At 40.1% G+C, this 26,729-nt stretch carries 26 protein-coding genes, 1 tRNA gene and 1 pseudogene; 10 read left to right on the top strand and 18 right to left on the bottom strand.

The genetic code is table 11. The features are described 5' to 3' along the window. Positions 1 to 166: 166 nt before the first annotated feature. From BDE36_RS06525 to mobC, 4 genes are all read left to right on the top strand, one after another. Positions 167 to 436, top strand: coding sequence for a helix-turn-helix domain-containing protein (locus tag BDE36_RS06525; protein ID WP_141814212.1), 270 nt, complete (start codon positions 167 to 169; stop codon positions 434 to 436). A 276-nt stretch (positions 437 to 712) separates the two neighbouring features. After that, positions 713 to 1,273 carry a BfmA/BtgA family mobilization protein gene (locus BDE36_RS06520; protein WP_141814211.1) on the top strand — a complete coding sequence of 187 codons (561 nt, stop codon included), beginning with the start codon at positions 713 to 715 and terminating at the stop codon, positions 1,271 to 1,273. Between the two features lie 2 nt (positions 1,274 to 1,275). Beyond that, positions 1,276 to 2,196: a DUF5712 family protein gene (locus BDE36_RS06515; protein ID WP_141814210.1), complete on the top strand. Its 921-nt coding sequence runs from the start codon at positions 1,276 to 1,278 to the stop codon at positions 2,194 to 2,196. 26 nt (positions 2,197 to 2,222) lie between these two features. After that, positions 2,223 to 4,166, top strand: a complete 1,944-nt coding sequence (gene mobC, locus BDE36_RS06510; protein ID WP_141814209.1) for a conjugal transfer protein MobC — start codon at positions 2,223 to 2,225, stop codon at positions 4,164 to 4,166. 473 nt (positions 4,167 to 4,639) lie between these two features. Here mobC and BDE36_RS06505 read toward each other — a convergent pair. The 13 genes and pseudogenes from BDE36_RS06505 to BDE36_RS06445 all read right to left on the bottom strand — a co-directional run. Continuing rightward, positions 4,640 to 5,065: pseudogene (locus BDE36_RS06505) on the bottom strand (nucleotidyl transferase AbiEii/AbiGii toxin family protein); the annotation flags it as partial. Between the two features lie 117 nt (positions 5,066 to 5,182). Further along, positions 5,183 to 5,470 carry a putative quinol monooxygenase gene (locus BDE36_RS06500; RefSeq protein WP_074745779.1) on the bottom strand — a complete coding sequence of 96 codons (288 nt, stop codon included), beginning with the start codon at positions 5,468 to 5,470 and terminating at the stop codon, positions 5,183 to 5,185. A gap of 118 nt (positions 5,471 to 5,588) precedes the next feature. Then, positions 5,589 to 6,275, bottom strand: coding sequence for a type 1 glutamine amidotransferase domain-containing protein (locus BDE36_RS06495; protein ID WP_074745777.1), 687 nt, complete (start codon positions 6,273 to 6,275; stop codon positions 5,589 to 5,591). 33 nt (positions 6,276 to 6,308) lie between these two features. Then, positions 6,309 to 7,292 (bottom strand): aldo/keto reductase, encoded by a 984-nt coding sequence (locus tag BDE36_RS06490; protein WP_074745776.1) that lies wholly within the window; start codon positions 7,290 to 7,292, stop codon positions 6,309 to 6,311. Positions 7,293 to 7,310: 18 nt separating this feature from the next. Then, entirely contained in the window at positions 7,311 to 8,471 is a 1,161-nt protein-coding gene (locus tag BDE36_RS06485) for an iron-containing alcohol dehydrogenase (protein ID WP_074745774.1), read from the bottom strand. A 27-nt stretch (positions 8,472 to 8,498) separates the two neighbouring features. Beyond that, positions 8,499 to 9,632, bottom strand: coding sequence for an NADH-dependent flavin oxidoreductase (locus tag BDE36_RS06480; RefSeq protein ID WP_141814207.1), 1,134 nt, complete (start codon positions 9,630 to 9,632; stop codon positions 8,499 to 8,501). A 26-nt stretch (positions 9,633 to 9,658) separates the two neighbouring features. Further along, positions 9,659 to 10,654: an NADP-dependent oxidoreductase gene (locus BDE36_RS06475; RefSeq protein ID WP_141814206.1), complete on the bottom strand. Its 996-nt coding sequence runs from the start codon at positions 10,652 to 10,654 to the stop codon at positions 9,659 to 9,661. Positions 10,655 to 10,665: 11 nt separating this feature from the next. Beyond that, positions 10,666 to 11,085, bottom strand: coding sequence for an organic hydroperoxide resistance protein (locus tag BDE36_RS06470; RefSeq protein WP_317132935.1), 420 nt, complete (start codon positions 11,083 to 11,085; stop codon positions 10,666 to 10,668). A gap of 70 nt (positions 11,086 to 11,155) precedes the next feature. Next, positions 11,156 to 11,746, bottom strand: a complete 591-nt coding sequence (locus BDE36_RS06465) for a TetR/AcrR family transcriptional regulator (RefSeq protein ID WP_161987559.1) — start codon at positions 11,744 to 11,746, stop codon at positions 11,156 to 11,158. After that, on the bottom strand, positions 11,727 to 12,131 hold the full coding sequence (locus BDE36_RS06460; RefSeq protein ID WP_141814205.1) for a DoxX family protein: 405 nt from the start codon (positions 12,129 to 12,131) through the stop codon (positions 11,727 to 11,729). The genes BDE36_RS06465 and BDE36_RS06460 overlap by 20 nt, the downstream gene beginning before the upstream one ends. Positions 12,132 to 12,287: 156 nt before the next feature. Beyond that, positions 12,288 to 13,199: an IS982 family transposase gene (locus BDE36_RS06455; protein WP_420837438.1), complete on the bottom strand. Its 912-nt coding sequence runs from the start codon at positions 13,197 to 13,199 to the stop codon at positions 12,288 to 12,290. Positions 13,200 to 13,603: 404 nt separating this feature from the next. Beyond that, on the bottom strand, positions 13,604 to 13,831 hold the full coding sequence (locus BDE36_RS06450) for a hypothetical protein (protein WP_141814203.1): 228 nt from the start codon (positions 13,829 to 13,831) through the stop codon (positions 13,604 to 13,606). A gap of 914 nt (positions 13,832 to 14,745) precedes the next feature. Next, positions 14,746 to 17,043: an N-6 DNA methylase gene (locus BDE36_RS06445; protein ID WP_161987558.1), complete on the bottom strand. Its 2,298-nt coding sequence runs from the start codon at positions 17,041 to 17,043 to the stop codon at positions 14,746 to 14,748. Between the two features lie 36 nt (positions 17,044 to 17,079). On the opposite strand from BDE36_RS06445, the gene tnpA reads away from it, so the two are divergent. The 3 genes from tnpA to tnpC are packed head-to-tail and all read left to right on the top strand — an operon-like array spanning position 17,080 to position 19,329. Next, a complete protein-coding gene (gene tnpA, locus BDE36_RS23605) occupies positions 17,080 to 17,382 on the top strand; it encodes an IS66 family insertion sequence element accessory protein TnpA (RefSeq protein ID WP_141813416.1) in 303 nt (100 codons plus the stop codon). Next, positions 17,383 to 17,742: an IS66 family insertion sequence element accessory protein TnpB gene (gene tnpB, locus BDE36_RS06440; RefSeq protein WP_141813417.1), complete on the top strand. Its 360-nt coding sequence runs from the start codon at positions 17,383 to 17,385 to the stop codon at positions 17,740 to 17,742. 51 nt (positions 17,743 to 17,793) lie between these two features. Next, positions 17,794 to 19,329 carry an IS66 family transposase gene (tnpC, locus tag BDE36_RS06435; protein WP_141813418.1) on the top strand — a complete coding sequence of 512 codons (1,536 nt, stop codon included), beginning with the start codon at positions 17,794 to 17,796 and terminating at the stop codon, positions 19,327 to 19,329. Between the two features lie 43 nt (positions 19,330 to 19,372). Here the strand turns inward: tnpC and BDE36_RS06430 are convergent, their stop codons facing one another. Further along, positions 19,373 to 19,681: a hypothetical protein gene (locus tag BDE36_RS06430; RefSeq protein WP_141814201.1), complete on the bottom strand. Its 309-nt coding sequence runs from the start codon at positions 19,679 to 19,681 to the stop codon at positions 19,373 to 19,375. Positions 19,682 to 20,117: 436 nt separating this feature from the next. Here BDE36_RS06430 and BDE36_RS06425 point away from each other — a divergent pair, with 436 nt between their 5' ends. After that, on the top strand, positions 20,118 to 20,654 hold the full coding sequence (locus tag BDE36_RS06425) for a hypothetical protein (protein WP_141814200.1): 537 nt from the start codon (positions 20,118 to 20,120) through the stop codon (positions 20,652 to 20,654). An 88-nt stretch (positions 20,655 to 20,742) separates the two neighbouring features. Here the strand turns inward: BDE36_RS06425 and istB are convergent, their stop codons facing one another. Next, positions 20,743 to 21,498 (bottom strand): IS21-like element helper ATPase IstB, encoded by a 756-nt coding sequence (istB, locus tag BDE36_RS06420; RefSeq protein ID WP_141814199.1) that lies wholly within the window; start codon positions 21,496 to 21,498, stop codon positions 20,743 to 20,745. Positions 21,499 to 21,505: 7 nt separating this feature from the next. After that, positions 21,506 to 23,065 (bottom strand): IS21 family transposase, encoded by a 1,560-nt coding sequence (gene istA / locus BDE36_RS06415; RefSeq protein WP_141814198.1) that lies wholly within the window; start codon positions 23,063 to 23,065, stop codon positions 21,506 to 21,508. Positions 23,066 to 23,226: 161 nt separating this feature from the next. Between istA and BDE36_RS06410 the strand changes: the two genes are divergently transcribed. After that, on the top strand, positions 23,227 to 24,009 hold the full coding sequence (locus BDE36_RS06410; RefSeq protein WP_141814197.1) for an FRG domain-containing protein: 783 nt from the start codon (positions 23,227 to 23,229) through the stop codon (positions 24,007 to 24,009). Positions 24,010 to 24,306: 297 nt separating this feature from the next. Here BDE36_RS06410 and BDE36_RS06405 read toward each other — a convergent pair whose 3' ends face one another. Together BDE36_RS06405 and BDE36_RS06400 are read right to left on the bottom strand one after the other, a co-directional pair. After that, positions 24,307 to 25,539 (bottom strand): site-specific integrase, encoded by a 1,233-nt coding sequence (locus BDE36_RS06405; RefSeq protein WP_141814196.1) that lies wholly within the window; start codon positions 25,537 to 25,539, stop codon positions 24,307 to 24,309. Positions 25,540 to 25,841: 302 nt separating this feature from the next. Then, positions 25,842 to 25,941: transfer RNA gene (locus BDE36_RS06400), tRNA-Met, on the bottom strand. Between the two features lie 203 nt (positions 25,942 to 26,144). Here BDE36_RS06400 and BDE36_RS06395 point away from each other — a divergent pair. Continuing rightward, the gene (locus BDE36_RS06395) at positions 26,145 to 26,669 is read left to right on the top strand and encodes a hypothetical protein (RefSeq protein ID WP_141814195.1); all 525 of its coding nucleotides are present in this window, start codon (positions 26,145 to 26,147) and stop codon (positions 26,667 to 26,669) included. The last annotated feature ends 60 nt before the right edge of the window (positions 26,670 to 26,729 follow it).

The following is a 26,729-nucleotide window of genomic DNA, read 5'->3' as shown; positions in this document are numbered from 1 at the left end:
TGCAAGGAATTTAAAATCTATTCCACTCATTTCTATGTGAAGCTACTTTATTGCTTTTCGCACTAAATTTTAAAAGTATATTCTTAAAATTAAAAGTAGGTACTACATAAAACCTTGTCAAAATTATTCCACCACCACCTTCATCTTTGAGCCAAATCAAAACGCTATGGCAACGATCGAATTCATCACCCGTGAGGACTTGGAAAGTTTCAAGCAAGAACTTTTCGCCGAATTAAGGCGTCCATCTTTCAGACCACCAAAACAAGAGCAGCAGAAAGAATGGCTAAAAAGCTACGAGGTTAGAAAGCTATTAGGAATCTCGGCTAATACCCTTAAGAGCCTCCGAGACAATGGCACTCTGCCATCTACAAAGGTAGGTGGGCTGATATATTATGCATATGAGGATATCAGAAAGCTGATGGAGCCTAAGAAATAAACACTGCTATCAGACTACTGGACTCCTATCAAGATGGTCTAGACCCGAGAATTTAGGCGCGTCCATTTTTCAAAAAAAATGGAGCAAGACGAAGTTGGGCAATGCCCTACTTTTCAGCCTCTATGCTCTGCAAACGGCTATTGAAGAATCCTCCGGGGATTCTCTGGCCACTTAACGGTAGAAGGAAGGCCGGAAACGGAATTCCCGAGGGCATTCCGGTGATTTAGGGAGAGCCTACTTATATAAGGACGATGACTAGTTATCACCACTCTGCGAATGGAGGCAAAAATGGAAGACAACAACAGATCTGTAAAGTTTTCACTTGAAGTTGACCGCAAATTTGAAAAAGTTGCAGGCAGGCTGGGACGAAACAAACGAACACTCTTTAATCAGATGGTCGACTATTTCTACCATACGAAGAAAGATCCAAATGACTTGAATGATGAGGCACTGAAGACTTCTATAATCAAAGGGAACCAGCATCTAACTGGCTTCATAAAAACCCAGGAGCAATCGCTGCTTATTCCGATTAAGCAGGATGCGGAGCGAATGGTAAGTTCCCAACGCCGTATCCTGGAATGGCTGAGTAATGAAGAGACTTATCATCATAAAAATACCAGCGCCGGCCTTCAGCTGCAGCTACAGAAATTGAATGAGGTTGACGGACTGGTAAGGCAACTGGTTAAACTCGCTCAGGTCAAAGAGCAACTTAAATCTCAATTCCTCTTCATTCTGGATTCTTATATCAAGTCGCGGGAACAGTTCGGGTTGATGACACCTGCAAGAGAAAAAGAGGAACTCATTAATAAGGTAAAGCAACAGGTAAGAAATCTTTAGCCATGCACATCAATATTACAGACAGCGAAAACGGTAGTAATAAAGGAAGCAGCAGCCAACTTGTGCATTACCTGGAAAAGGAAAATCGGGTAAGCGATCTGATGCAGGAACCTGAACGGTGGTTCAACCAGGATCGTCAGGATATCCAGCCTTATGAAGTGAGAACCTTCCTGGATAATAACATAGCAAAACTCAGTAGTAGTGACGCCAAGTTCTTTCTGATTAATGTCAGTCCCAGTCGTAAGGAACTTGCCTGGTTAAAGGAATTATACGGGGAAGACGCCATGAAGGCAAAACTTAAAGAATATGCCGTTTCTGTAATGGATGAATATGCCCGGAATTTCAGGCGACCTGGAATTGAGAGTAGTAAAGATCTGCTGTGGTTCGGAAAGATCGAAGAGCACCGGTATTATTCGCACAAAGATCCGGAAGTAAAGCAGGGCATCAGGAAGCGTGGGGAACTAAAGGATGGTGATCAGTGGCATATCCAGATCGTTGTAAGCCGCAAGGATATTACCAACCGGATTAAACTAAGCCCGATGAATAAGTCCAGGGGAAGAAATCAGGAGCACTCCTTAAAAGTCGGACAGTTCGACCGGAAGACTTTTGCTGCTTCGGGGGAGCGTGTCTTCGATGAAAAGTTTGGTTTTGACCGGGGGCTTACCGAGTCGTTCTTATACACCAATACTATGAAGAATGGAACGGTCGAACAAAAGCTACTGATGCAGAGAGGACGAGGGGTAAAAGAAAAGGTCACTATCGATTCGCTTCAAAATAGGTATAGCTCGCCTTCCCCGGAGCACGAGCCCATCAAAGAATCTCTGCTCGATTCCTTGCTAAACAAAACCGATCCGGATTATTCTCCCTCCGTTTTCAAAAGGAAGAAAAAAAGAAGGAGGAATGACCAGGGATTGCGGCTTTAATATAAATAGTTAAAACGAAGTTATCGATGCAAACGGGGGAAGACATTCAGGGACTACGTAAGATTATAGACCTTACAAGGTATATCAGCATTGCCATATTAGCTATTCATTTCTATGTCAGTTGCTATGCCGCCTTTTACCATTGGGGATGGACGGCAGATATTCTTGACCGCATCATTTTAAGTATCAGTAAAACCGGGCTGTTTAGTGGCGTGCTAAAGCCGAAAGTGGTGACTCTTCTTTTTCTTTCAATATCCCTTGTCGGTGCTAAAGGCAGAAAGGAGGAGAAAATATCAAAGGGAAGTACTATAGCGCTCATCGGTTCAGGCTTGCTTTTGTTCTTTGCCAGTATCCTTTGTTTTTATGTATCTCTGCCGCCAAATGGAATCGCTCTGTGTTACATGGTGACCACAGTGGCCGGGTATCTGCTCGTCCTGAGCGGAGGCGTCAGGCTTTCCCGGATTCTTAAGGCGGCCCGGCAAGAGGATATTTTTAATACCGAAAATGAAACGTTTCCCCAGGAAGAACGGCTGCTGGAAAACGAGTTTTCTATAAACCTTCCGGCGAAATATCGCTTAAAGAAGCAGGTGAGGGATAGCTGGATCAATATCATCAATCCCTTCAGAGGGATCCTTGTAGCCGGGACTCCGGGTGCAGGTAAATCTTATTTCGTGATCCGTCATATCATTGACCAGCATATACGGAAGGGCTTTTCCATGTTTCTGTATGACTTCAAATACGACGACCTTAGCAAGATTGCTTATAATAAATTGTTAAAGTATTACCGCAACTATAAGGTAAAGCCATCCTTTTATGTGATCAATTTCGATGATCTTAACCATAGTCACCGGTGTAATCCCTTGGATCCAAAGGCAATGGATGACATAACGGATGCAACAGAGGCAAGCAGGACGATTATGCTGGGCCTGAACCGGGACTGGATCAAGAAGCAAGGTGACTTCTTTGTCGAATCACCTATTAATTTTCTGACGGCTATTATCTGGTATCTCAGGAAGTATCAGGATGGAAAGTACTGCACTTTGCCTCATGTTATCGAACTCATGCAGGTCGAGTATGAGAAACTTTTCCAGGTGCTCAGTCAGGAAGAAGAGATTAAAGTGCTTATCAATCCTTTTGTTTCGGCCTTTCAAAATAAGGCAAAAGAGCAATTGGAAGGACAAATTGCTTCTGCTAAGATTGGCCTGGCGCGCCTTTCTTCTCCTCAGTTGTATTATGTATTATCAGGTAATGACTTTACCCTGGATGTCAATAATCCGGATGAACCGAAGATTGTCTGTGTGGGAAATAACCCGCAGAAGCTTCAGGTTTATGGGGCCGTACTATCCTTATACATCTCCAGGATGATCAAACTGGTAAACCGGAAAAATCAGCTTAAATGCAGCCTCATATTTGACGAGTTCCCAACTATATATTTTAATAACATCGATAGCCTGATTGCGACGGCGCGCAGTAATAAAGTTGCTACCACGCTGGCGGTTCAGGATTTCAGTCAGCTAAAAAAAGACTACGGCGCTGAACAGGCAGATGTGATAACGGGTATTGTAGGCAATATCATCAGTGGTCAGGTAACGGGCGATACAGCCCGGAAACTTTCCGAAATGTTTGGAAAAATTGTTCAGGATAAAAGCAGTACAAATATAAACAGCAGCGATACCTCTCTGACGAAGTCGACTCAACTGGATTATGCTATACCGGCTGCGAAAATTGCCTCATTGTCATCAGGTGAGTTTGTCGGGATAGTGGCTGATAATCCGGAACAAAAGATTAGCCTTAAGGTCTTTCATAGTGAGATTCAAAATGACCATGAAGCAATAATGGAAGAGGAATTGAAAAGCAAAGGGATTTCTGATATTAGGAAAATAAGTTCTGTTGATATTTTAGAGAATTATCTAAAGATAAAGCAAGAAGTGACAGATTTAGTTTCAACCAATCCAAAATTAAAATTATAAGATTCGGCAGGGAGAAGTAATCGCCGACTCTGCCGAATCTACTTCTTATTAAATTTCTTCTTAGTGTTCATAAATTAGCAATGTTCATGAATCATGAACATGTTACTTCTACGAACATATTCAAGGATTGCGAGTTTGTGAAATACTATTGTTTACTAAATTTGAATGTTTACTCTGAGTAAACATTCGAAAACAATGAACATGCACCTTTCAACTGTACTAAAAGCCGGTTTTGCATTACTTCCACCAGCCTTTAAAGGTGCATATGTTAGCCAGCAGAAACCATACAGTTCGACGCAGGATCGGTGAGAAATACCCTTCTGACCATGTGCAGTATACAAAAGCCGGTTCTAAGGCTTGCTTCAAAAATAAAACTACCTAAGGTCTATTTCTTATATGGTTATTCTCAATCAGAGCTATTCTGAGGATGTCATCTATATGAAAAAATAGGAAGCAAGGTAAGACACGTATCATTATTTGCTCAAAGCCCAGTCCGTAGCGCCCAACCTGCTTGCGACCTTTTCAAGTGTGATAATCAAACTTTCTTCAGATGGCAGCTCTCCGGTAACTAAATCTCGGAAGGTAGTGCGATATGGCGTTTTAATAGCATCCCAGGTACTTTCCGGGTCGATAAAGATCATTGCTTCCTTAGGATGTATTTTCAGCCATTCATTGTTATTCTTGAAACTCAAGACATCATCACTGCCAACCTTCACCAGCATTTCATCAAATTCGGAAGACGCAAAAAATGTAGCCACTTCTTTATTTTCTAACATCAGGTGAATATCATAGATATGCCGGATTTTATTGGCGAGATCCACATAGGGTTGATCTGAGTATGAAAATCTTACCAGGCTCATTATTTTCTCACATATGGTACGCTCTTTTGTAAGTACACGTGAGGGTAATGGGGTTTTTAAAAATCTTGCATACTCATCGACAAAATTTCATATCCTTCCGATGATTTACCTTCAGCAGCATTAGGAATATTTATTTACTTTTATTCTATAAAAAGTCTAAATGACTTTTTTGTATATATTAATTTCTCCTTTTTTTCTTAAATACTCAGCCATTTGAGGAACTATTCTTTTAAAATGTTCAGAAGACATGTGATTGTTTAAATCTTCTTCTGTTTCCCATTCTTCTAACATTATTAGTTCCGTTGGCTCTTTGGTATTTTGATACATTTCATACTTAATACACCCTTCTTCTTTCACTGTTTTTTCCACTAATTCCTTTGCCAGTTCTAAAATTTTGTCTATTTTATTTTCTTTAGCAAAATTCTTGGCCACTACTTTTATCATAAATCAATATTCTTTTTAAATTGTTAATCAGTGTTTATCCTCGGTCATCTTCCTTCCTTTTTACTGAAGAGGAATGAAGAAACTGCTGATAATACTATCAGAGAATGACCAGAATAACCTATTTTTTAGCCTCTAATTGTTTTAATAAGAGTTCGGCAACTTTTTGCGATGACGCTGGGTTTTGTCCTGTAATAAGCAATCCATCTTCCAAAGCATATGCCTCAAAATCTTTTGATTTGCTATATATACCTCCTTTTTCCTTCAACATGTCTTCAACAAGAAAAGGGACAACATCGGTAAGACCAACCAGTTTTTCCTCTGAATTTGTAAATCCAGTTACTTTTTTTCCTTTCACGAGTGGCTCACCCGAAACATTTTTTACATTTTTCAAGGCTGCAGGAGCATGGCATACAAAAGCAACAGGTTTACCGGCATTATAAAAGTGCTCTATCAACCTTGCCGAAACTTCACTCTCTGCCAAATCCCATAAAGGCCCGTGACCACCTGGATAGAATACGGCATCATAATCCTTTTCAGACACTTCTGAAAGTTTATGCGTTTTGCTTAGTTTTTCTTGTAATGCTTCATCATTTTTAAACCGTTTGGTTGATTCTGTCTGATTTTCCGGTTTGTCACTGGTAGGATCGATAGGAGGCTGACCTCCATCAGGTGAGGCCAAAGTAACGCTGGCACCATTATCTACTAAATAATAATAAGGCGTTGCAAATTCTTCTATCCAAAATCCGGTTTTCTCACCAGTATTTCCCAATAATGCATGAGAGGTTAACACAATTAATATTTTCATTTTTATCATTTTTATCTACTTTTAAAGTTTTTATTAAAGATTTGTAAATTTCATACCATTAGCATTGTAGCGTTCTCCAGCCACTGTGTTGTAGGTATCATCCAAATACTGCATCTCTTCTTGGGTAAGTTCAACGTCAACAGCTTTCGCGTTTTCGATCAAGTATTTCTCATGCTTGGTACCGGGAATAGGAATAATATTTTCTCCTTTGTGTAATAACCAAGCTAAAGACAATTGTGCAGGTGTTACGTTCTTCTTGTCAGCTAACTGCTCAATTCGGCTTAAAAGTGTTTTGTTGCTTTCAAAGAATTCTTTTTGGAAACGAGGCACTGTATGTCGGAAATCATTCTCGGATAATTCTGAAGTGTCCTTGATGGTGCCTGATAGAAAACCTCTACCCAAAGGACTGTAGGGCACTAATGAAATTCCCAACTCTTCTATAACGGACATTGTGGTTTGCTCAACATCACGTGACCAGATGGAATACTCGGTTTGTACCGCAGTAATAGGATGAACTTTGTGGGCACGTCTTAGCGTATCGCCTGATACTTCCGAAAGCCCGATATATCTAACTTTTCCTTCTTTTACCAGTTCTGCCATTGCCCCAACTGTTTCCTCAATAGGCGTATTAGGATCCACACGATGTAGGTAATACAAATCGATTGCCTCGCGGCCCAATCGTTTTAAACTTGCTTCACAAGCGCTTTTTACATACTCGGGAGAACCATTAAGTTGCCTTACTTCTGGGTTGTTCTTGTCCCTTACAAAACCAAACTTTGTCGCTAGTACCAGATCGTTCCAGCGATCGCTATAGGCTTTCCGTAATAATTCTTCATTATCCCCTATTCCATAAACATCGGCGGTATCAATAAAATTCACCCCAATGTCTAATGCTTTGTGCAAGGTTTTAATACTTTGTTTTTCATCCGTTTTCCCATAAAATTCCGACATTCCCATGGATCCTAGGCCTATGGGAAATACTTTTAGGTCGCTTTTTCCAATTGTTCTTGTTTTCATTTTTTCTAGGTTAAAATGTTAATAACTCATTTCTACTATTTTTTCCGCATCGGAAGGGCTAAGGGTTTTGTGTTCTCCAAGTCCGGTCCAGCCACGGTCTGTAAAACGTTTTGAGACAATACTTCCAGTCTCTGAATAATCATCAGTGTATTCTGAAAGTTTCGTTTTGATTCCTAAAGAGTGAAAAAATTCTTCAGTTTTTTCAATTCCTGCCTTGGCTTTTTCCTCCACTGTTCCATCTACAACATTCCAGATACGTTCTGCATATTGTGCGAGCTTTTCCTTTTTAGAATCAAAGTTATAACGGTAATGGCTTGGAGCCACAATAGCCAATGTTCTTGCATGATCAATGCCGTAAAGCGCCGTTAATTCGTGTCCCATCATATGTACAGCCCAGTCGCCGGGAACTCCTTGTTGGATTAGTCCGTTCAGCGCCATCGTACAGCTCCACATAAAGTTTGATGCAGCGGCGTAATCTGATGGATCTTTTAAAATGGCTGGTGCCACTTCAACCAAGGTTTGTAAAATACTTTCTGCAAAGCGATCCTGTAACAAAGCACCCGTAGGATAGGTCATATATTGCTCAAGAACGTGTGTGTAGGCATCTGTGATCCCATTGGCTAACTGGCGTTGGGGAATAGATTTCACTACTTCTGGATCAAGAATCGAAAAAAACGGAAAGAGACCTGGTCCGCCCATGGCCAATTTCTCTTTAGTTTCTTTTCTAGTAATAACCGCTCCAGAATTCATTTCAGAACCTGTTGCAGGCAAGGTTAAAACCGTTCCAAAGGGCATTCCCTCGGTAGTAGGTTTATTCGCGGTTAATAAATCCCAAGGGCTATCGCCTTTGTAAAGGGCTGCTGCCGATAAAAATTTTGTACCATCGATAACGGATCCTCCACCAACGGCCAGTAAGAAATTAATGCCATCCTCTTTTATAACTTGTAGGGCTTTTAATAAAATACTATATTCTGGATTCGCAGGAATTCCTCCAAATTCCACAACTTCATAAGCCGAAAGTGCTTTTTTAACCTGATCGTAGATTCCGTTTTTTTTGATGCTTCCGCCTCCGTATAGCAACAATATTTTTGCGTTTTCGGGAATCTCTTTTGATAGATTCTCTATTTGACCTTTGCCAAATAGTATTTTTGTTGGATTTTTAAATTGAAAATTTTTCATTTGACTTTTGTTTTAAATATTAAATAATTAGTGTTGGTTATTTTTCACAGGCAACCAACCTGTTCTTGAAATAAGTGCGCTCCAAAGAGGAGTGGGTATCTTTAATAAATCTTGAGTATTTACATCCAGTTCCGTTCTAATTTGGTCCACTGCATTGTTCTTTACTTTGGTCAACCAATGCGGTTCCATTAAAAGTTCTCTGGCCATGGCTACCAATGGAATGTTGCCCGTAAGAACTCTTTCTACTTCTTCTGGCGTGTGAAGACTTCCGACACCAATAACAGGAAGGCTATGACCCACTTTGGTTGCAATTAGTTGGGCCCTAGGTGCCGTATCATTTTTATCACGCATTGAACCTTCCCAAAAATCCATCACTGAAATGTGTAAATAGTCTAATTGTTTTAGGGAAAGTGTTTCCACCAAATGAAGTGTATCTTCCATTGTGATACCTGGATTTTCCAATTCTTCGGGTGAAAGACGGTATCCAACAAGAAATGGATTGGATGAAAGTGCAGCCGATTCTATTACAGCATCAACTACAGCAAGGGGGAAAGTCATTCTCTTCATCAAATCTCCACCCCATTTGTCTGTTCTACGATTAGAATGAGGGGAGAAGAATTGCTGTAATAAATAAGTGTTTGCTCCATGTATTTCAACTCCATCGAAACCAGCCTCAATTGCTCTGCGTGTAGCTTCACCAAAAGCCACAATTGTTTCTTCTATTTCAGTTGCAGTCATTTCTCGTGGAACTTGAGCGCCTTCTCTCACGGCGGCAACAGCACTGGCACTTAATGATTGTCCGTCAACGAGTTCTTCGGGAGGTGACATCCTTCCCCCGTGATATAACTGAAGTACAGCTTTGTTGCCGTTCGCTTTTAAGGCATCAGCTATTCTTTTTAAGCTTGGAATTAATTCATTAGAATCGGCACCTATCTGACCATGAAAACCTTTTCCATGTTTAATTACATAGGCGCAAGCGGTAATCAATAGCCCGGCTGATTGATTGCGTTCACGGTAGTATGCCACTTCGGCATCTGTAGTAGTTCCATCATCATTACCCGAAAAGGTGGTCATAGGAGCCAGTACGATTCTATTCGTTATATTAATCCCGGAAACGGGAAAAGTAAAAGGAGAGAGTATCTTATTATAATTTGACTTCATTTTTTAAATAATTATTGGTATTGCAATTATATCTTTACGATCATTTTTCCTTTGTTTTTACCTTCAAAAAGATCAATAAACGCTTGCGGAATGGCATCAAAACCTTCTACAATAGTTTCTGAATAAGTAAGTTTGTCGTCTTTTAACCATTTTGATAATTGTTGCATTCCTTCAGGAAACTTCTCTGCATAATTTCCAACAATAAAACCTTGCATAAGCGCACTTTTCCTAATCAAAAAATGTTCAACTCTCGGACCTGTTGGAGCAGAAGTGTCATTGTAGGCCGAAATGGCTCCACAAACAATAATTCTACCCAACCTATTAATGTTGACATGTACACTATCGGATATATCGCCTCCCACATTATCGAAATAAACATCAACTCCGTTTGGACAAGCATCTGCAATTGCCTTGCTCATATCCTTAACAGTATTATAGTTGATGGCCTCATCAAACCCAAATTTTGATTTTAGCATTGCTACTTTTTCATCTGTACCTGCTATGCCAACAACACGGCAACCTAATATTTTTGCGATTTGACCAACAATACTACCAACAGCACCAGCTGCGCCGGATACCACTACTGTTTCCCCTTTTTGGGGCTTTCCTATATCAGTTAAGCCGAAGTAAGCCGTTAATCCGGTCATACCCAAAACGCCCAGATAGGCAGATAACGGGGCTTGGTTCTCATCTACTTTTAATAGGTTCTCTCCTTTTGAAGTTTGATATTCTTTCCAGTCCAAAGAGCCAGACACAAAATCCCCTTTTTTAAAGGAATCGTTTTTAGACTCGATAACTTCTGCTATACATCCAGAGGAAATTGGTTCATTTAATTTGAAGGGTTGCACATACGACTTGGCGTCGCTCATTCTTCCCCTTAAATAAGGATCAACAGAAACGAATTTTGTTTTCAAAAGAATTTCGCCATTGGTAATCTCAGGCTTGTCTTCATTTACAAATTTAAAATCCGATTCTTTTGGTTTTCCAATTGGACGACTGTTTAAATAAATTGCTTTGTTCATTTTCTTAGGTTTTATAATAAATTTAAATTGACTTCTATGTTGCCCCTTGTCGCATTGGAATAAGGACAAACTTGATGCGCGGTTTCAAGTAATTTTTGTGCGGTTTCACGTTCTATTTCAGGGATGCTTACGGCAAGATCAACGGCTAGCGAAAAACCACCTTCACTATTTTGACCGATACTGACAGACGCCGTTACTGAAGTATCTTTGAGTTTAATTTTCTGATTGCGGGCAACAAGGTTCAGTGCACTATCAAAGCAAGCTGCATAGCCTGCTGCAAAAAGTTGTTCCGGGTTGGTATAGGCACCACCTTTGCCTCCCATTTCTTTCGGGATCTCTATTTTAAAATCCAATACCCCATCATCTGATTTGGTACGTCCTTCACGACCGCCAGTTGCAGTTGCATTAGCTGTATATAATTTTTTCATCATTTTATATTTTTAATTTTTAAATCTATATATTATTAACGAACGTTCATTCTTTATTTTGAACAAAAAAATATCACAATTTTATGGCATCCCAGGCAGCTCGAAAAGTTTCATCTAATACCTTTTTGTCCAAAGTGTACAGGTTTCTATCCTGCATGGCCATGAGAAAAGACAAAGGATATATTGCATAAGAGTAGAGAACAAAGATTGAAAGAGGCTTTATAATACCTTCCTCTTTTCCTTTTTCCCATAAATCAAGTAGGGGTTGCAAATGTTTTAATCCTTCTTTCCTGATTTCTTCGTCTATCATAGGCGTATTATCACATTGAGATAAAAATGAAGCCTCTTTTATTTGATTTAATTTATAATCAGCAACATTGTACCATATTATTTCGAAACCTTTTTTAACAGGCATGTCCTCATGGTAGCCATTAAACGCGAATTTATTAAAAGAAGCCTTTACTTCAAGGTAAAGGGTATTGATCAGATTTTGTTTATTTTCGAAATAAAGATAGATGGTGGCCGGTGCCACTCCCGCAAGTTTTGCAATTTTGGACATTGGAGCATCATGAAAGCCATGATCATTCACCAACGTTAGAGTAGCGCTCAGTAGGGCACTTTTTTTATCCGTTATTTTTTCTTTCTTAATAATTTGAATATTCATTATTTTTTTTAATAGATAATATACTGTATACTTTCCATGACAAAGCAATTAGTACAAATTGGACCGGTAGTCTAATCAAGGCGGCCTTATGACTGCCAATCGCTGGCGTTTCGGAAAACACGTCCCAGATGTGGATTGGTAAAAACAAGATCATTAAAACCAGAACGCCCAAAGCACCAAATTTAGCGTATTTTTTGTATAATAACATTGCCGAACCTAAAGCAATTTCAATGATACCGGAGATATAGATTATAGCCATTGGATATGGCAAAAACGAAGGGACAAATGGAATGTAAAAATCGGGTTTTATAAAATGCTGTACGCCACCATAAATCATGAAGAGTGCCAAAATAATTTTTAATACGGTCCAAAATAACTGTTTCATTTTCTTCTTTTATCTAGTTTGATAGTGCAAATATACAAAAAAAAAGAATGAACGTTCATTTTTATTTTGCTAATATTTGGAAATTATTATGACGTGTTCAAAAATACGGCTTCAGAATTTGAACAAAATCGAAATTATTTCAACCCGTTGTGCGGTTTAAGCGGCAAGGGCATGTTTTAAGTGATTAATGGGTTTGTTGTTTTTGAAATTGATCAACTGCAGAACGGCTACGCCACTTATCTTTGAACACATCCTTGTGAAGAGCCCGCTGAGCGATTTTGCATAATTCCTTTTGATGTAAAGGTGGTCGCAAAGCTGAGAAAACAGCGTTTCCACTCGCTTTCGGACGTATCGGTAAGAAGGATTCCAGAGCGTTGTTCTTTTCTTCATATTATTCCTTAAAGGGGTGATTAACCGAATCCTGTCCTGTTCAAAAAGAGTGGTTTGATAGGGCAGGGATAAATATCCTTTATCTGCAATTAATTCACATTCATTTAGTTCCAGATTTTCAAGCTGGCTGAGATAGTGTACATCATGTACATTAGCAGCCGTTATTCCCATTGATACCGGAACACCGGCTTTCGAAATAATCAGTTGCATTTTGAACCCGTAATAATGCAGCCTGTGAGATGCATGATACCCTCTGGAAGGTTGTACATGCAAATCTTCTCTGCATATGCTGGTCCTGGAAATCCTTACATTCTGACAAATAGGAACAGGTACCGAATCTATAATAAACTGGTGGTTATCGGGATTGATTATTTCCGATATAGGTTGAGCCACCAGGGCAATATAATCCTGAAGTCTCTTTCGTCTTCTGTTGTAATTAGACCGGTCTATTAAATTAGGAAACTCCCCGCTATATTCTGTTCTAAGTTTAGAAAACAGCAGGTTTTCCGAGTCAATACCCAGTGCTTCGGAAGTAATAGACAAAGCAACTATCTCTATATCTGACAGTTTTGGCAAATTCCTGTACTTGAAGAAGTTGCCATCCGCTAACATATATTCTGTCAAAGCAAGTTTGCTAATCTCAAGAATCTTATCGAAATTGGTCTTTAAGTTGTGCATGTAAGAAAATGTAGAATACTTTCTTAATTTACTGCTTATCAGTAACGTGCACAACTTTATTCCTTCTTCTTTTTTCATTTATTTACTTTTACTCAAACCGCACAACGGGTTATTTCAAGTTTTTTATTTTTATTTAATTCACTGTAGTTATTTTTTTTCAGCAATAATTTGTTATAAAAAGAGGCGAAAAATGTATTCGATTTTCACTTTAAAACAGAGCGACTTAAAAATTATAAAACGAGTTCCGAAGTTTTTTTACCCTTTTCGCAGAAAAGGCAAGAAAGTCTTTAGTGGTATAAAATGTAAATTTTGTATCCACAAAGACACATCTTGCTATTACTTTTTTCAGTGTAATGAAATTTTATTTGGACTACCATATTTTAGCTTGGTTAGTATAAAAGATTTTAGTCCAGTTTAGGTCTTTTAATATTTGGGATTTTGAAATCAGTTTGGTTTTCTTTAGGTAGCGAAATCTCCAGCATAATCAAATTTTTCTCAAGAACTGTCTGCCAATTTAAGATAGGTTTTCCTAACGAATTTTTCCAGTCAGAATTTTCCCATTGATGAAATTTCTTAATCAACAAGTCATCTAATTTTTCTGAATAATCTTTCAACGTTTTGGCAAAATCCATAAACTGTTTACTTCGACACTTCGAAATTGCAGACCAATAGTGTTACTTACCTAGTATCAGGCCAGTACCTATTAGAAAACATTGATACCTCAGATGATTATTCTCCAGTAATCATACAATATGGCCGGGCAATTGAAAATGAACTTAAGCGCATCTTTCTATCTACCACATCTCCAAGACCTTGGATGCTTGGTTCTATGCAAACACAGCTAGAAAATTTCGTTAAAGGGAGCATTTGCAACCCGTTGCTGCCAAATTCACTAATGACGATATTCAATGTCCCAACAAACCTGAGGATTGACTTAATTCAGGATTTGCGAGTGATAAGGAATGATGCGGGGCACTCTGGACAAACTAAGACCAAACAGAACGCGATCGATTATATACAAAAAGCAAATGATTTCATGGATAGCTGGATTGCTGAAGTAAAATAAACATAATTGTAGGATTTACGGACTCGAGGTTTTTGAACGATTTTATTGATATGGACTTGGATCGTTGGCATGGTTTTGTGTCTAAAAGGCAAGCTTGCTGAATTAGGCTATTGCATTCAAACGAAACTACCCCTATTAAACGGAACGTTTGGATATGGTGAATAATCGACACCTTAGAGTATCCAATTATTTAATGATGTCTGAAGTAACGGTTGCTAAAGAGCCAAAGTATATCTGGGAGTGTAATATGAACTGTCATTGGCGCCCAGTGCAGATTGAATGTGGAAAACTCCCCACAATAAGTTTTTCCAGTATCGTATATCTCGAAGAAAGTAATAAAACTTAGTTGCCTATGCTTCATAATGTGCATTGTCTTATGGTTAAACCGCTGGCTGAATGACGGCAAGACTCCGTGCTCGTTTATAGACAATCCCCATATAGATTATATATAATCGGATTTCGTATAATCTTAAAGACCTGCTATTTTTCAACATCTATAGTAAGTTCTGAAATTAAATTCTTGTAATCGGCAATCTTTGCTTTCAATTCCTTTACATACTCATATTTTTCAATTATCTCCCTCTGCTTTGGTATATTTATAGACCCGTCTTTGTTGAATGGGACCTTTATGGCAACTTCCTTAATGTTTCTAAGCGATGCTCTAAGGCCTCGATCAAAACCATATTTATGTCGTCCGATTTCTAACTGTATCAATAAATATTCGGGCAAGATATCGTCAGTCATAACTCTGATAACTCCACAGTGGTCAGTTGAAACAAACGGTGAATTCTTTGGTATTGCGTTAAAATCAAAGTCACCATCGATTCCCCAAAGGACAAAATTGTTATTAAAGTCTTCGATATTGCTTTGATTATGAAAACCGACAGGAACGTTTACGTTTGCACTATAAATAGGAATATCTCCTTTTATTTTTATAATATCCCTTTTAAGTACTCTTTTTCCTATGCTTAAGTTAAAATAAGCTTTATCATCTAATTGAATCTCCTGAAAATCACTATCAATAGATTCCTTTTCTGAGACGGAATTTAATAAATTTGAGTATTCATTAAGTGTATTCGAAAAATCTGACAAAATCTCACTTAAGTTATTAAGTGATACGATTTCATCTTGCTCCAAAATGCCAAGACCAATTTGCTCTTCTTTTGTCCACCATCTATCCACCGACCAGTGATTTTCAGGATTAAATTTAGCAAATGGCTGTATTTTACATCTCGGATCGCTGTTGATTTTCTCAAATCCAGTTTTGTTTCCTTTAAAGAAAGAATAAAGAGCGATCGCTTCCCCAAGATCATCTTGCTCAATATCAAATCTATAAACGTCCCTACTTTCGCCTATCTCACTGGCTAGGTATGTGAATACAGGCGCCGTTTGAACATCACTCTTCCTAGATTTTTTAGTGATTGATAAAATATACGTTTTTTTCGGAGTAGTGAAAAAAGTCTTTAAAGGCAATGAAATTATTGAGTCAATAAAACACTCGTCGATAATAAACTTACGAAGGTTCTTATCGTTTTGTCTATTGAAAATTCCATCTGGCACGACAATGATTGCTTTACCATTTGGTTTTAGGGCCTTTACTATCCACTCCATGAACAATCCCTCTACACCCATTGCATTAACTTTATAGTAGTTAACTAATTCCCCATCCTTTTTGATTTCTGCCTTTAAATTGCTACTACCACTTGTAACATATGGGGGATTAGTTAGGATCAAATCATAGGTATTTTCAACGGGTTCTGATAAGGTACCCAGTATTGAGTTGGTCTTTAACGTAAAACTGTCGTTGAAAAGTTTTGCGAACTGCTGTGTAAGACCCGAATTTTCCTTTAAAATATCCGAGAAGTAAATTAGCATATTTGCTTTCGCAAGAATAATTGTTTTTTGCTCATCCTTGTCAAAGCCTTTGTCGAACCCATGAATTGTTATTTTAGGAATCAAAAGATTTTTTTCGACGGTGAAGTATTGATCCAATTTTGTAACAATTGGTTCAAGCAGAAACTTACCCACCCCACATGCCGGATCGCAAATTACGGCGCCCTCTTTTATTTCATCTTTTGCCATTTCAACTATAGATCTTACGACCTTAAGCGGAGTGAAAAATTGCCCCCAATTCTTTTTACTGATGCTCTCTTTCAAAAAGCTTTCAAAAAGCTGACTTTTAAAATCGTAGTCTATGTGCTCAAGTTTACCGTAATCACAAAATCTTAAAAGCACCTTTTTAAATACAGTACTATAACCTTTTACTGCCTTTTGATCCTTGCTAACGAATATTGTACCATTAATAATAGTAGTACCATCCTTTCCAGCAGGAAAAAGATCCTTGATTTTAGGCCTTATCGACTTAGCGTAATCCTCTAATAAATCATCGGCGTTATTGTCTTTAAAATCCTCAATAAGCTTGTAAAAATTATGACGTCCTTTGAGCACATCTAAATCACTCAAATATTTAAAAATAAAAAGCTCAACGAACGTATATAGACAATTCTCAGGCGTGGCGCCGCTAACTGACCATATATCCTGCCAAATTTGTTTAGCTAAGGCGGTTGGATTAACTAATTGTTTTGGTTTGAGGCTATCATTCAGCTCATTAATAGAATAATTAATCTTTTCAATTAATTGAACGATACGCTCGTCCAGAGGATTGAAATGGGTTTTGATTTCTTTTCCATCCTCATCTAAGATTCTATTTCCAGTTAAAGCGTTGACCCAAATTGTATCTTTTGTGTCAGTAGCTATGTAAGCGTCCGGCCGTCCCATCTTTGCCGGGAATATGCTTAGAGGTACCTTTATCGCATGAATAAAACAGTATCTCAGGAAAGCGAAATGTTTCCGCATATTCAAGCGTGGAAGTCTAGCGGTCTCAGCCAAAAATCCTATTGTGAACAAAACAATATTGCTTCCCATATTTTCCATTATTGGTTAAGTAAGTACCGCATTAGAGAGCAGGGTGTCGATACTGAAAAGGGATTTGTTGCTGTAAAAGTGGTTTCTGCCAAGAAACCTGCTGCTTCTCTGGAGGTAATTGGATGTAATGGAAATCGTCTGATCTTCTTTGAGCAACCCGATGTATCCCTATTAAAAAGTCTGTTGAGCTAAATGCTTGCCCTGTCTTCTGCCTGTCGTTATTACTTTTATCAGGGTATTACAGATTTCAGATGTGGCTTTGATGCACTAAGCGGTATTGTACGCTCCCGGTTGGGTCAGGATCCTACTACTGGTGATATTTTTATCTTTGTAAACCGAAAGCGCAGTCAAATTAAACTTCTTCACTTTGAAGGCGATGGTTTTGCCTTATATCATAAGCGCCTGGAGAGTGGGAATTTTGAGGTACCGCAGGCTACTGATGGTACTAAGCATACTACCATTAGCAGTGATGAACTTATGCTTATTCTTAAAGGAATAAATCTAAAAAGTGTACAAAGAAGAAAGCGTTTTTCAATGAAAAAGATAGCCTGATAGACGCTCAAATGCTTGTTTAAGACGCTAAAAAGCCGTATTTTAGCAGTAATGACAGCAACGGCAAATCTTAGTATGGAAACCCTGCTTTCCAAATTCAATGATTTGGCTGAAACTGTTGAACGCAATGAAAAGCGTTACCAGGAAGCCCTTCAATCTAAGGACCTGGAGAACTTACAACTCAAACACGAGCTGGCCCAGCTAAAGAAAATGATCTTTGGGACCAAAAGTGAACGGTTTGTTCCCGCTACCTCACCCAAGCAAATGTCCATGTTTGCTGAGCCATTAGTCCAGCAGCAAGACACAGAGCAGCAAGTAAGCTATACACGTACACTTTCGCAGCCAAAAGAATCGAACCATCAGGGAAGGTTACCCTTGCCCGCCAGTTTACTTCGTCAGCAAATTATTCTGGAGCCTGCAGGCATAGACGTTAAGACACTTAAAAAAATAGGTGAAGAGATTACCGAAGAGCTGGAATACACTCCGGGTAAACTCTTTGTTAAACAATATGTTCGTCCTAAATATGCAGATCCCACAACTGGTGGAGTGATATGCGCGCCATTACCTGAACGGCCTATTTCTAAAGGAATAGCAGGTCCTGCGCTTCTAGCTTATATTATCATCAGCAAATTCGTCAATCATTTGCCAGTGTACCGTCAGCTTCAACAGTTTTCAAGAGAAGGTATCAACATTCCTTCCTCTACAATGAACGATTGGATTACTGCCTGCTGCAAACTATTGGAACCACTTTACCAGGCATTGGTAAAGACGGTATTGAGCTGTGACTACATCAAAGCGGATGAAACTCCCATTAAAGTACTGGATAAAACTAAAAAAGAAGGCACAACCAGAGGCTACCACTGGTTGTATCAATCGGCACAGCCCGGGCTGGTCCTGTTTGATTACCGGGCAGGACGAGGCAGAGAAGGTCCGCTTGAAATACTAAAAGACTTTAAAGGATATCTTAGCACAGACGGGTATGCCGCTTACGACATCTTCGAACAAAACAAAGACATCAAAAGACTTTGTTGCTGGGCGCATGTGAGACGTAAATACACTGAGAGTAGAAACAACGACCCTTCCAGGGCTGATCATGTATTGACTCAAATCCAGAAGCTATATACTTTGGAGCGTCAAGCTAAAAATGAAGGACTGTCTTTTGAGCAGATCAAAGATCTTCGCACGCAAAGCGCTCTGCCGGTACTGGAGGAACTAAAATCCTGGCTGATGGAAAATTACCAGCAGGTATTACCCTCAAGTCCTATCGGAAAAGCTATTGCTTATAACTTGACACTTTGGGACAAATTGGTGGTCTATCTTCAGGACGGAAGATTGCAACCGGACAATAACGCTGTAGAAAACTCAGTCAGACCTTCAGCGATTGGACGACGTAACTATTTATTTGCAGGATCGCATGAAGGAGCTAAACGGGTTGCCATGCTCTATTCTTTCATGGGAAGTTGCAAAATGCATGGGATTAATCCTCAGCAATGGCTGCAAGACGTCCTGGAGCGAATTCCAGAACACAAGGCAAATAAACTTTTTGAACTTCTGCCTAATAATTGGACTCCTTCTCAAATGCAATAATCGCCACTTTTACTCTCATAACATAGATGGGGCGGTCGGATGCTTACGTAGCTATAATAATTTTGCTATCAAGCTTCTTAGCGACCTGGATCTCTTGCTTTATTGCTTTTTCTTGTTGCGAAAGAGTTCTGAATTCAGATGGCTTCTTATATTCAATTACTGCGATGACTTTCTTCCTTTGAACAATCAGCCCATCAATCTTCTTCTTCTCTACCTCCCCGTAATCTACATTTCTTATTATCCCATACTCCTTCAACGTTTTCACTGAAGTCGCGCCGATGTTATAAAAATCCCAAATCCCTATTTTTCCAGGGCTTTCAAGTAAGTTTCTCTGTAGTAATTCCTCGCTCATGAGTTATTTGTGGCCCCTCAAAAATATGCAAAAATCATGGGAATGAATTAAATTTTCCTGTTAAACCTATCGTCTGAACCGAGGGACTGAGCCTTTCACATTGAAGATCAGCCTACATACGCTGATCGATGTATCCTAGCTATCAAAGGACCTGCCCTGACATTTAATTGTCACTCACAATTTGCCGAAACTACTGCATGAATAAGTCGAAAATAAGGGAACCATAGTATTTCGATTAATAAAATACTTTCTTAATCGTATCCAAAACACTGAACTTCAATCTACCCAAAGAGCTTCAAACAATTACAGGTTGCAAAAATACACCTTTAGCAACAGGCTTTTTTTAGCCCCCTCCATTACTTGCTTGAAAATAGAAAGATTCGCCCAAATGTTCTGTAGACTTCCAAAGATCTTTTTTATATTGCTTTGAATAATTATGGCTAAAAGGGAAATAAAAAATTTAGCGTTAAAGATAAAGCTAACCAAGGAATTCCTTGAAAATGGCGGGGTGAAAAGAATACCTGATCCGGGACTTTTGCAGGATTTCATCAACACCAGATTTGATAAGTATGGCGATGCCGATCCCGAGTCGATAACACCTCGACTAAATGCCTTTATGACGGGGCAATTAGAGATACATACTTCGCCGCCATATTTCGACCAAGAACACCTTTCCGAGTATATTTCCTTCATTCAAAAAGGGTTGTTTTTTGAGCAGCAAAATGTAGAGACAAAAGATCAGTTCGATCAATTTTTCGCCGATTTCCATAACAAAGAAGGTTTTGTGTTTCGCGGGCAGAGGGAGGCTAAATGGCGCTTATACAATAAAGCTCAGCGCCAATGGATTAACGATGGAATATTCAATTACGATCTTTCCTATCGTTCGCTCTTGGAGCAGATGATTTCATTGGGCAGAGAACGCTTCTTAGAGCAAATACAAGCGACTTTAGGTAAAACTGTCACCGGAAAATAGCAATGTACATGTTTCGGTAAATAAGGATGTACATCAGGGCTAAGCAAATCGGCAAATAAGGATGTCGATTTAAAGCAAAGGTAAGACCTTAACCTATAGTTTCAAAAATTGATTTTCTATTCTGCATTCTGTAGCTTTCTCCAGCCAGCTGTATGATCTCGCAGCGGTACAGCAAGCGGTCTAAAAGTGCCGTGGTAATGACTTCGTCGCCCAGTATTTCCACCCATTGTTTGGGAGACTTATTGGTGGTAATAATAAAAGAGGTCTTCTCGTGCAGGGTGTTAATGAAGTGAAAGAAGGCGTTGGCCTCCATCTTGTTCTGAGAGATCATCATCATATCGTCGATAACGATCAGTTGCGCTCTGGTTAACCGGGCGTAGTCGGCTCTTGCAACCGTAGCAATATCTTTCGTCCTCAGTATGGTCATTAACTGCTCCATGGTACGGAAATAAGCCCGGTAGCCGTTCTTCACTGCGTGATAACATAAGCCTGCCGAGAGCATCGTTTTGCCGGTACCGCTGGGGCCCATCAGGATGATGTTGTAGTTCTGGTCCAGCCATGTCAGTTCTTTAAGCTGCTCCAGCCTGGCTTTGGGAAGGCGCTCTTCCCTGGAACTATCGTACTGCTCCAGATGGTGGTTTAAAGGCAGGCAGGCGGCTTTCTCCCTGCGCTGCTGATCGCGTCTGCGGCGGTCCTCCAGTTCGCTGTCCAGCAGTTGCCTGATGAATTCCAGGTAGCTGAGGCCTTCGGCAGCGGCACGGTCTGCCAGTGCTTCCACCTTTCCGGTTACTGCGCCCAGGCGCAGTAACTGACATTGTTTTTTGATCGTTTCCAGTGTTTCCATTGTGTGATTATAATCGTGTATTAAATAAGTTTTCATAAACCCTGATATCGCTTCCTTTAGGCCTGATCTCTGCTTTCTTCAGATTAGCCGGATCAAGGAGTTTGATCATGGCCTCCCTGCTGGTAGGCTGAAGGGCCAGCTCGGTGAGCTGGCGGAGTATTTCTTTAAAAGCAGTGGCGTCAAACAAGCTCCTTACCATGCAGGTATCCAAAGCGGTGTCCTTCATAGGCCCATCACTGCCGCTTATGGCATCCCGGATAGCCTGCACCTGATCGCGGGCGTAACGGGGTTTTTGCTCCCGGATCTTTTCCAAAAACACCAGTGCCTGCTGCCTGTCTGAAAAAAGAGCGGCAGTCTGATGGATCAGGTCACGGACTTTACCACTTTTGTCCCTTTTATGATCGGTATTGATCACAGTCTTTCCCCGTCCTGAATAGAGTTCATGGTGGCATAGCAGTTCCTCCTGCTGATTATAAACAGCCAGTACGTCCCCCTCTTCCAGGCGAAGGTTGAGATACGTTCCTTTTCCCTTATAGGTACCGCAGGGGACCGAGTAACTGTTCCCCTTATAATTGAACATATTGTCCTTTAGCACAGCAGATACAATATAGTCCGGCATCAGGCCAATAGGGGCCCAGCTACTCAGATGCGCTTTTTCCTGTTCCCACTCCTGCATAGGGACCTTTTTTGTGGTTCCGTGTACCATGGCGTTGCCGGTCCGGGCAAGCCAGGCCAGCACCTGGGACTGCAGGACTTCTATATCATGGTAAAGACGACCGTAAAGGAAGTTCTTCTTGATATAGCCGATCACATTCTCAATCTTTCCTTTACTCTGGGGATCTGCTTTGCGGCAGAAATAGATTTGATAGTCGCGCTCAAACACATATGTTTTAAACTCTTTGGTCAGCAGTAGTTCCCCCAGGTTTTCATCAACTAGAAATAACCGGTCCTGATCATAAACCAGCTCTTTGGGGATTCCTCCCAGGAACCGGAATGCTGCCTCGTGGGCTTCTATGGCTGTCCCGGTTGTGAATGGCCGGTCCGAGAAGTGGACATACTTATAACGGCTGGCAGAGAGTACCAGGCTGAAGAACCAGACTTTCTTCCGGCCTTCGGCACTGCGCAGGGTATACTGACCGAAATCGGCCTGGCCCTGAGCTCCATAGGGCAGTTCTTCCACCCGCATATAATCCCTGGTCCGTTCTTCCGTCATGATCCGGTACTTCTGGCGCACCCACATCACAAAATTATAAACAGTACGGGGGCTGGTAGGCGGAAATTCGGAATGATGTTCCTTCAGCCAGTCATGGACCTGGGCGGTGCTTGCTGAAGGAAGGGCCTCCAGCTTCTCCTTTACGAATCCCTCATAGGGGGACAGCAACTTACTACGCTCCTCTTTTCCACTAAGAAAACTTTCATACAATTGCTCATCCATCCGGTAGTACTTCTTTACCGTTCTGCGGTCCAGGCCCAGCAATGAAGCAATTTGTGAGAAGGTGGACCCTTCTGCGTGCATTTTTCTGATTTGATGATACATGATCCAATTACTAATGGTTTTTTTGTCCATCTTTGGGCAGTTAATTAAAAGTTAAATCTGCCGCGAAAGTGGCGTTTTTCTGATTGGGGGCATGCCCCCAATCAGAATTCATCATGCATCCTTATTTTCCGATTTACTGAATTTTGTACATTCTTATTTTCCGTTTTCTGTACATCCTTATTTTCTGAAATTTGACATTGTTAATTTCCGATTACAGTAAAACCCATGAGGATACCGCTAATGATATCGGGATACTGGGCTTTCTACAACATCATGGTTGTCCGACACCATTGATGGATTGGACCTTTCATTTTCCAACCGGCCTGTTTTTCGCAGTGGATGGGATAGATTATTCATGCAAAGGACGGGAGATTGATGAGCACATCAGCTTATATTATCTGGAGAAGTCCTATTTTGAAGGCGGTAGCATGAGGGGTTTGTTAAGTGATAGTTTAGATAATGTGAGTAAGGATATCTTAGATAACTTGATTAACGCGATCCCTGACGCAGAAATACGAGAAACGGCAAGAAATAAATTTTCTGACCGCAGCTTTTTCGATCATAGTAAAATTCCTGGTACCGGTTTCATATTGAATATGGTGCCCATGGAAAAAATGATGCACATACCGCAGGCATATTTTAGCGATGATAACCCGGATTCGGGATTGATCTTTTCGCTGATAAACAGTCAAAATATCATTAGTCAGCACGGCGCGTTTACTTGGAACGCTAGTGCAACCATGCCATTGGAAATGGTAGCCGCAGCCGAATATGAAAAGGCAAGGAAACAAGACGAACCTTCGGATTTCCGGTTTTGCAAATGCATCAACATTCACAAAAGCTTGGTGCCCTATATCCTGGAAAAGATCAATGCGGTTGGTACACATACAGGATCAGTTTATCCGACAACTGCAAAAGAGATTGACACCTGGGAAATTTACGAAGCAGTTAAAAACGGTATAAAGAATCCATAGCGACAATCAGCGATACTTCTTAAATGCTCGTTTGTGGGTCGGACCTACAACGTCAACCGAGTCGTTCGGCCTGTATACTTATTGGAAATGCGTTTAGTAAGAGTCATAAAAGCTCATTGAAAATCCAGCATATTGTAATCGCTATAGTAATAATAAATATAGAAAATTCGTTATTTATTAAGTTTTCCAGCCCATTATTTCTCAACCAATTAGTTGGAGAACTGTCTAACTGGTTGAGCCTGATAATACACACATCAAGCACTAGTATGTTTGATATCAGTGTTCTACTGCGCTAGCCTAATGATCACCAACCAGTTTCTTCCTTAAACGCCTCATATCATCACTGATTTTCTGTTCTAAAACCCTTGCATAAATCTGAGTGGTAGCAACCTTGGTATGCCCCAGCATCTTACTCACAGTTTCTATCGGCACCCCGTTAGATAGTGTTACCGTCGTAGCAAACGTATGACGGGCGATATGAAACGTCAACGTCTTTTTGATCCCACAGAGGTCAGCGATCTCTTTCAGATAGCTATTCACTTTTTGATTCGAGAACACCGGAAATATAGTATCAAGTTTTGCAGACCGGTAATGATCCTGATATTTTTCCATGATCTGTTTAGCCTGGGGCAGAATTGGCGTATTGACCGGAATATTCGTTTTCTGCCTGAGGATCTTGATCCAGTCCTCGCCGTCAATCCCCCGGACGATATGACTAGCTGTCAATTTCATCACATCTACATAAGCAAGCCCGGTATAACAACAGAAAACGAACAGATCTCTTACGATAGCAAGCCGTTCGATATCGAATTCTTTTTTCTCCATCGCCTCCAGCTCAAACTGCGTAAGATAATCCTTATCCACCTTTTGATGCCGGATCTTGTAATTCTTAAACGGATCGGAAGTGATCCATTCAAGCCGAAGCGCCAGATTGGTCATTTTTCGTAAGCGGATAAGGTGCTTCATTACGCCATTGTTATTCATCGGCTTCTGATGATCGTTCGGCTTGTGCGCCCGGAGGAACGTTTCAAAATCGGCAATAAACTTATAGTTGATCTCACGCAGCAAGATATTCCTCTTACGGAATTTGGCTTCCAGGAATCGGGTCAGATAGCGCTGCGTGACATAATAATGTTTCAGCGTACTCCATTCCAGTTCGTATTTCGCCTGTTCATTGTGATATTCAACTAACCGACTGAGTGTATTGGGTTCCTCACTATCGGTTCCAAGGAAGGCATCTTTAACAGCAGATGCTGTAACAAGACCGCCCTTCAGCTGCAATTCCTGGTAGCAGCGACCAAGTGCCATACGTACCTGCTCCAATCCGTTATTAGTCATCTTAATTGATTCTGCCTTTCCTTTTCCTATACCTCTGCGCTGATCCCAACAAGCTGCATTTATCCATTGCTTCAGGGCGAAATGGATAATTTCACCGTTAACCGTGATCCTTGCATAGATTGGAGCCTTGCCGTCTTTCAGCTTATCCTGACGGATAATAAACTGGATTCCGAATGTGTTTACCGTCTTCATTTTCGCCGACCTTTCTTCATTTTGATCAATTTTAACTCAATTAGGTATTGAAACCTTCGGATTTTAGCACTGAAAATGGGTCAAAAAACGTCAGAAAATAGCATCTTCTGAGATTCGTAATATTCTGCTTTACAGTCAATTACACCACTTTTCAATACCTCGAAGGTAAAAAATGAGAACAGGTTACGGAATAGGTATTGGAAACCTTGCGAAAGTTTGATTTATCTTGATATCAAAAAAAATGAAAAAGCCTGTAAATCAATCAATTTACAGGCTTTTGAAGCTTTTTAAGGCTCTTTCCGTGCGCCCACCTGGGCTCGAACCAGGGACCAAAAGATTATGAGTCTTCTACTCTAACCGCCCTTTTTTGAGGGAAATTATGCGTTTCTGACTTACAGGGGCAATATAATCACTTTTTTTGGAACCGCGAAATTTTGCTCCGTTACGTATTTGTTACGGTTTTTTTTAAGCTGCGCAGGAATTAGCGGTTTCCTTTCGCCCTGCCATCAAGAATATATCCAGCATGTACTTTCATAGGATAAAGTCGCTGCTCTTACCCTCCGTTAGATGGAATGCTGTATATTACACTCTCGAAAAATAAAGACATGACTGTTGAAAATGTAAAAAACGCTATTGCATTGCTTGAAGCTATCAATCCTTCTGGTGAATATGCCTATGAACGGGCATTTTTAGCATATATGACGATTAAAAAACTACCCGTCTTCGTATTTAAAATTGAAAAAGGAATTGAGGTCTTTAGGGCCAGGACAAGTTTTGAATCTAATCTATATGAGAAAATTAGTGACATAGCCCTCCCTCCACATGAAGTTATAAAGTCATTTGCCCGCTGCAACAGACCCTACCAGTCAAAATTTTATTGTGCCGAAAATCGTCCGACCTCCTATATTGAATTAGCAGAATATTGGGCTGATAATAGAGAAATCGGAGAAAAACTATACGCGACTATTGGGAGATGGTTAATTAAGTGTCCGTTTTCTGCTGTTATCATTACTTCTCCTTATCCAGAACAACGCCAATCTCCTTTTGACAAATATCATGGTGAGGGTTTAGATCGCATATTAAATGAATATGACGGCGAATTTAGAGAAGCAAATATTCTCATAATATAATTACCTTTTTGAAAAATTTAGAAAATCGGCTAAAAAAGACCCCCATACTTACTTAGTAAC

The organism is Arcticibacter tournemirensis (assembly GCF_006716645.1).
GTDB classification, from domain to species: Bacteria; Bacteroidota; Bacteroidia; order Sphingobacteriales; family Sphingobacteriaceae; genus Arcticibacter; species Arcticibacter tournemirensis.
The sequence above is the reverse complement of the archived record's forward strand: the minus strand, read 5'-3'. Positions and strand labels throughout refer to the sequence as shown.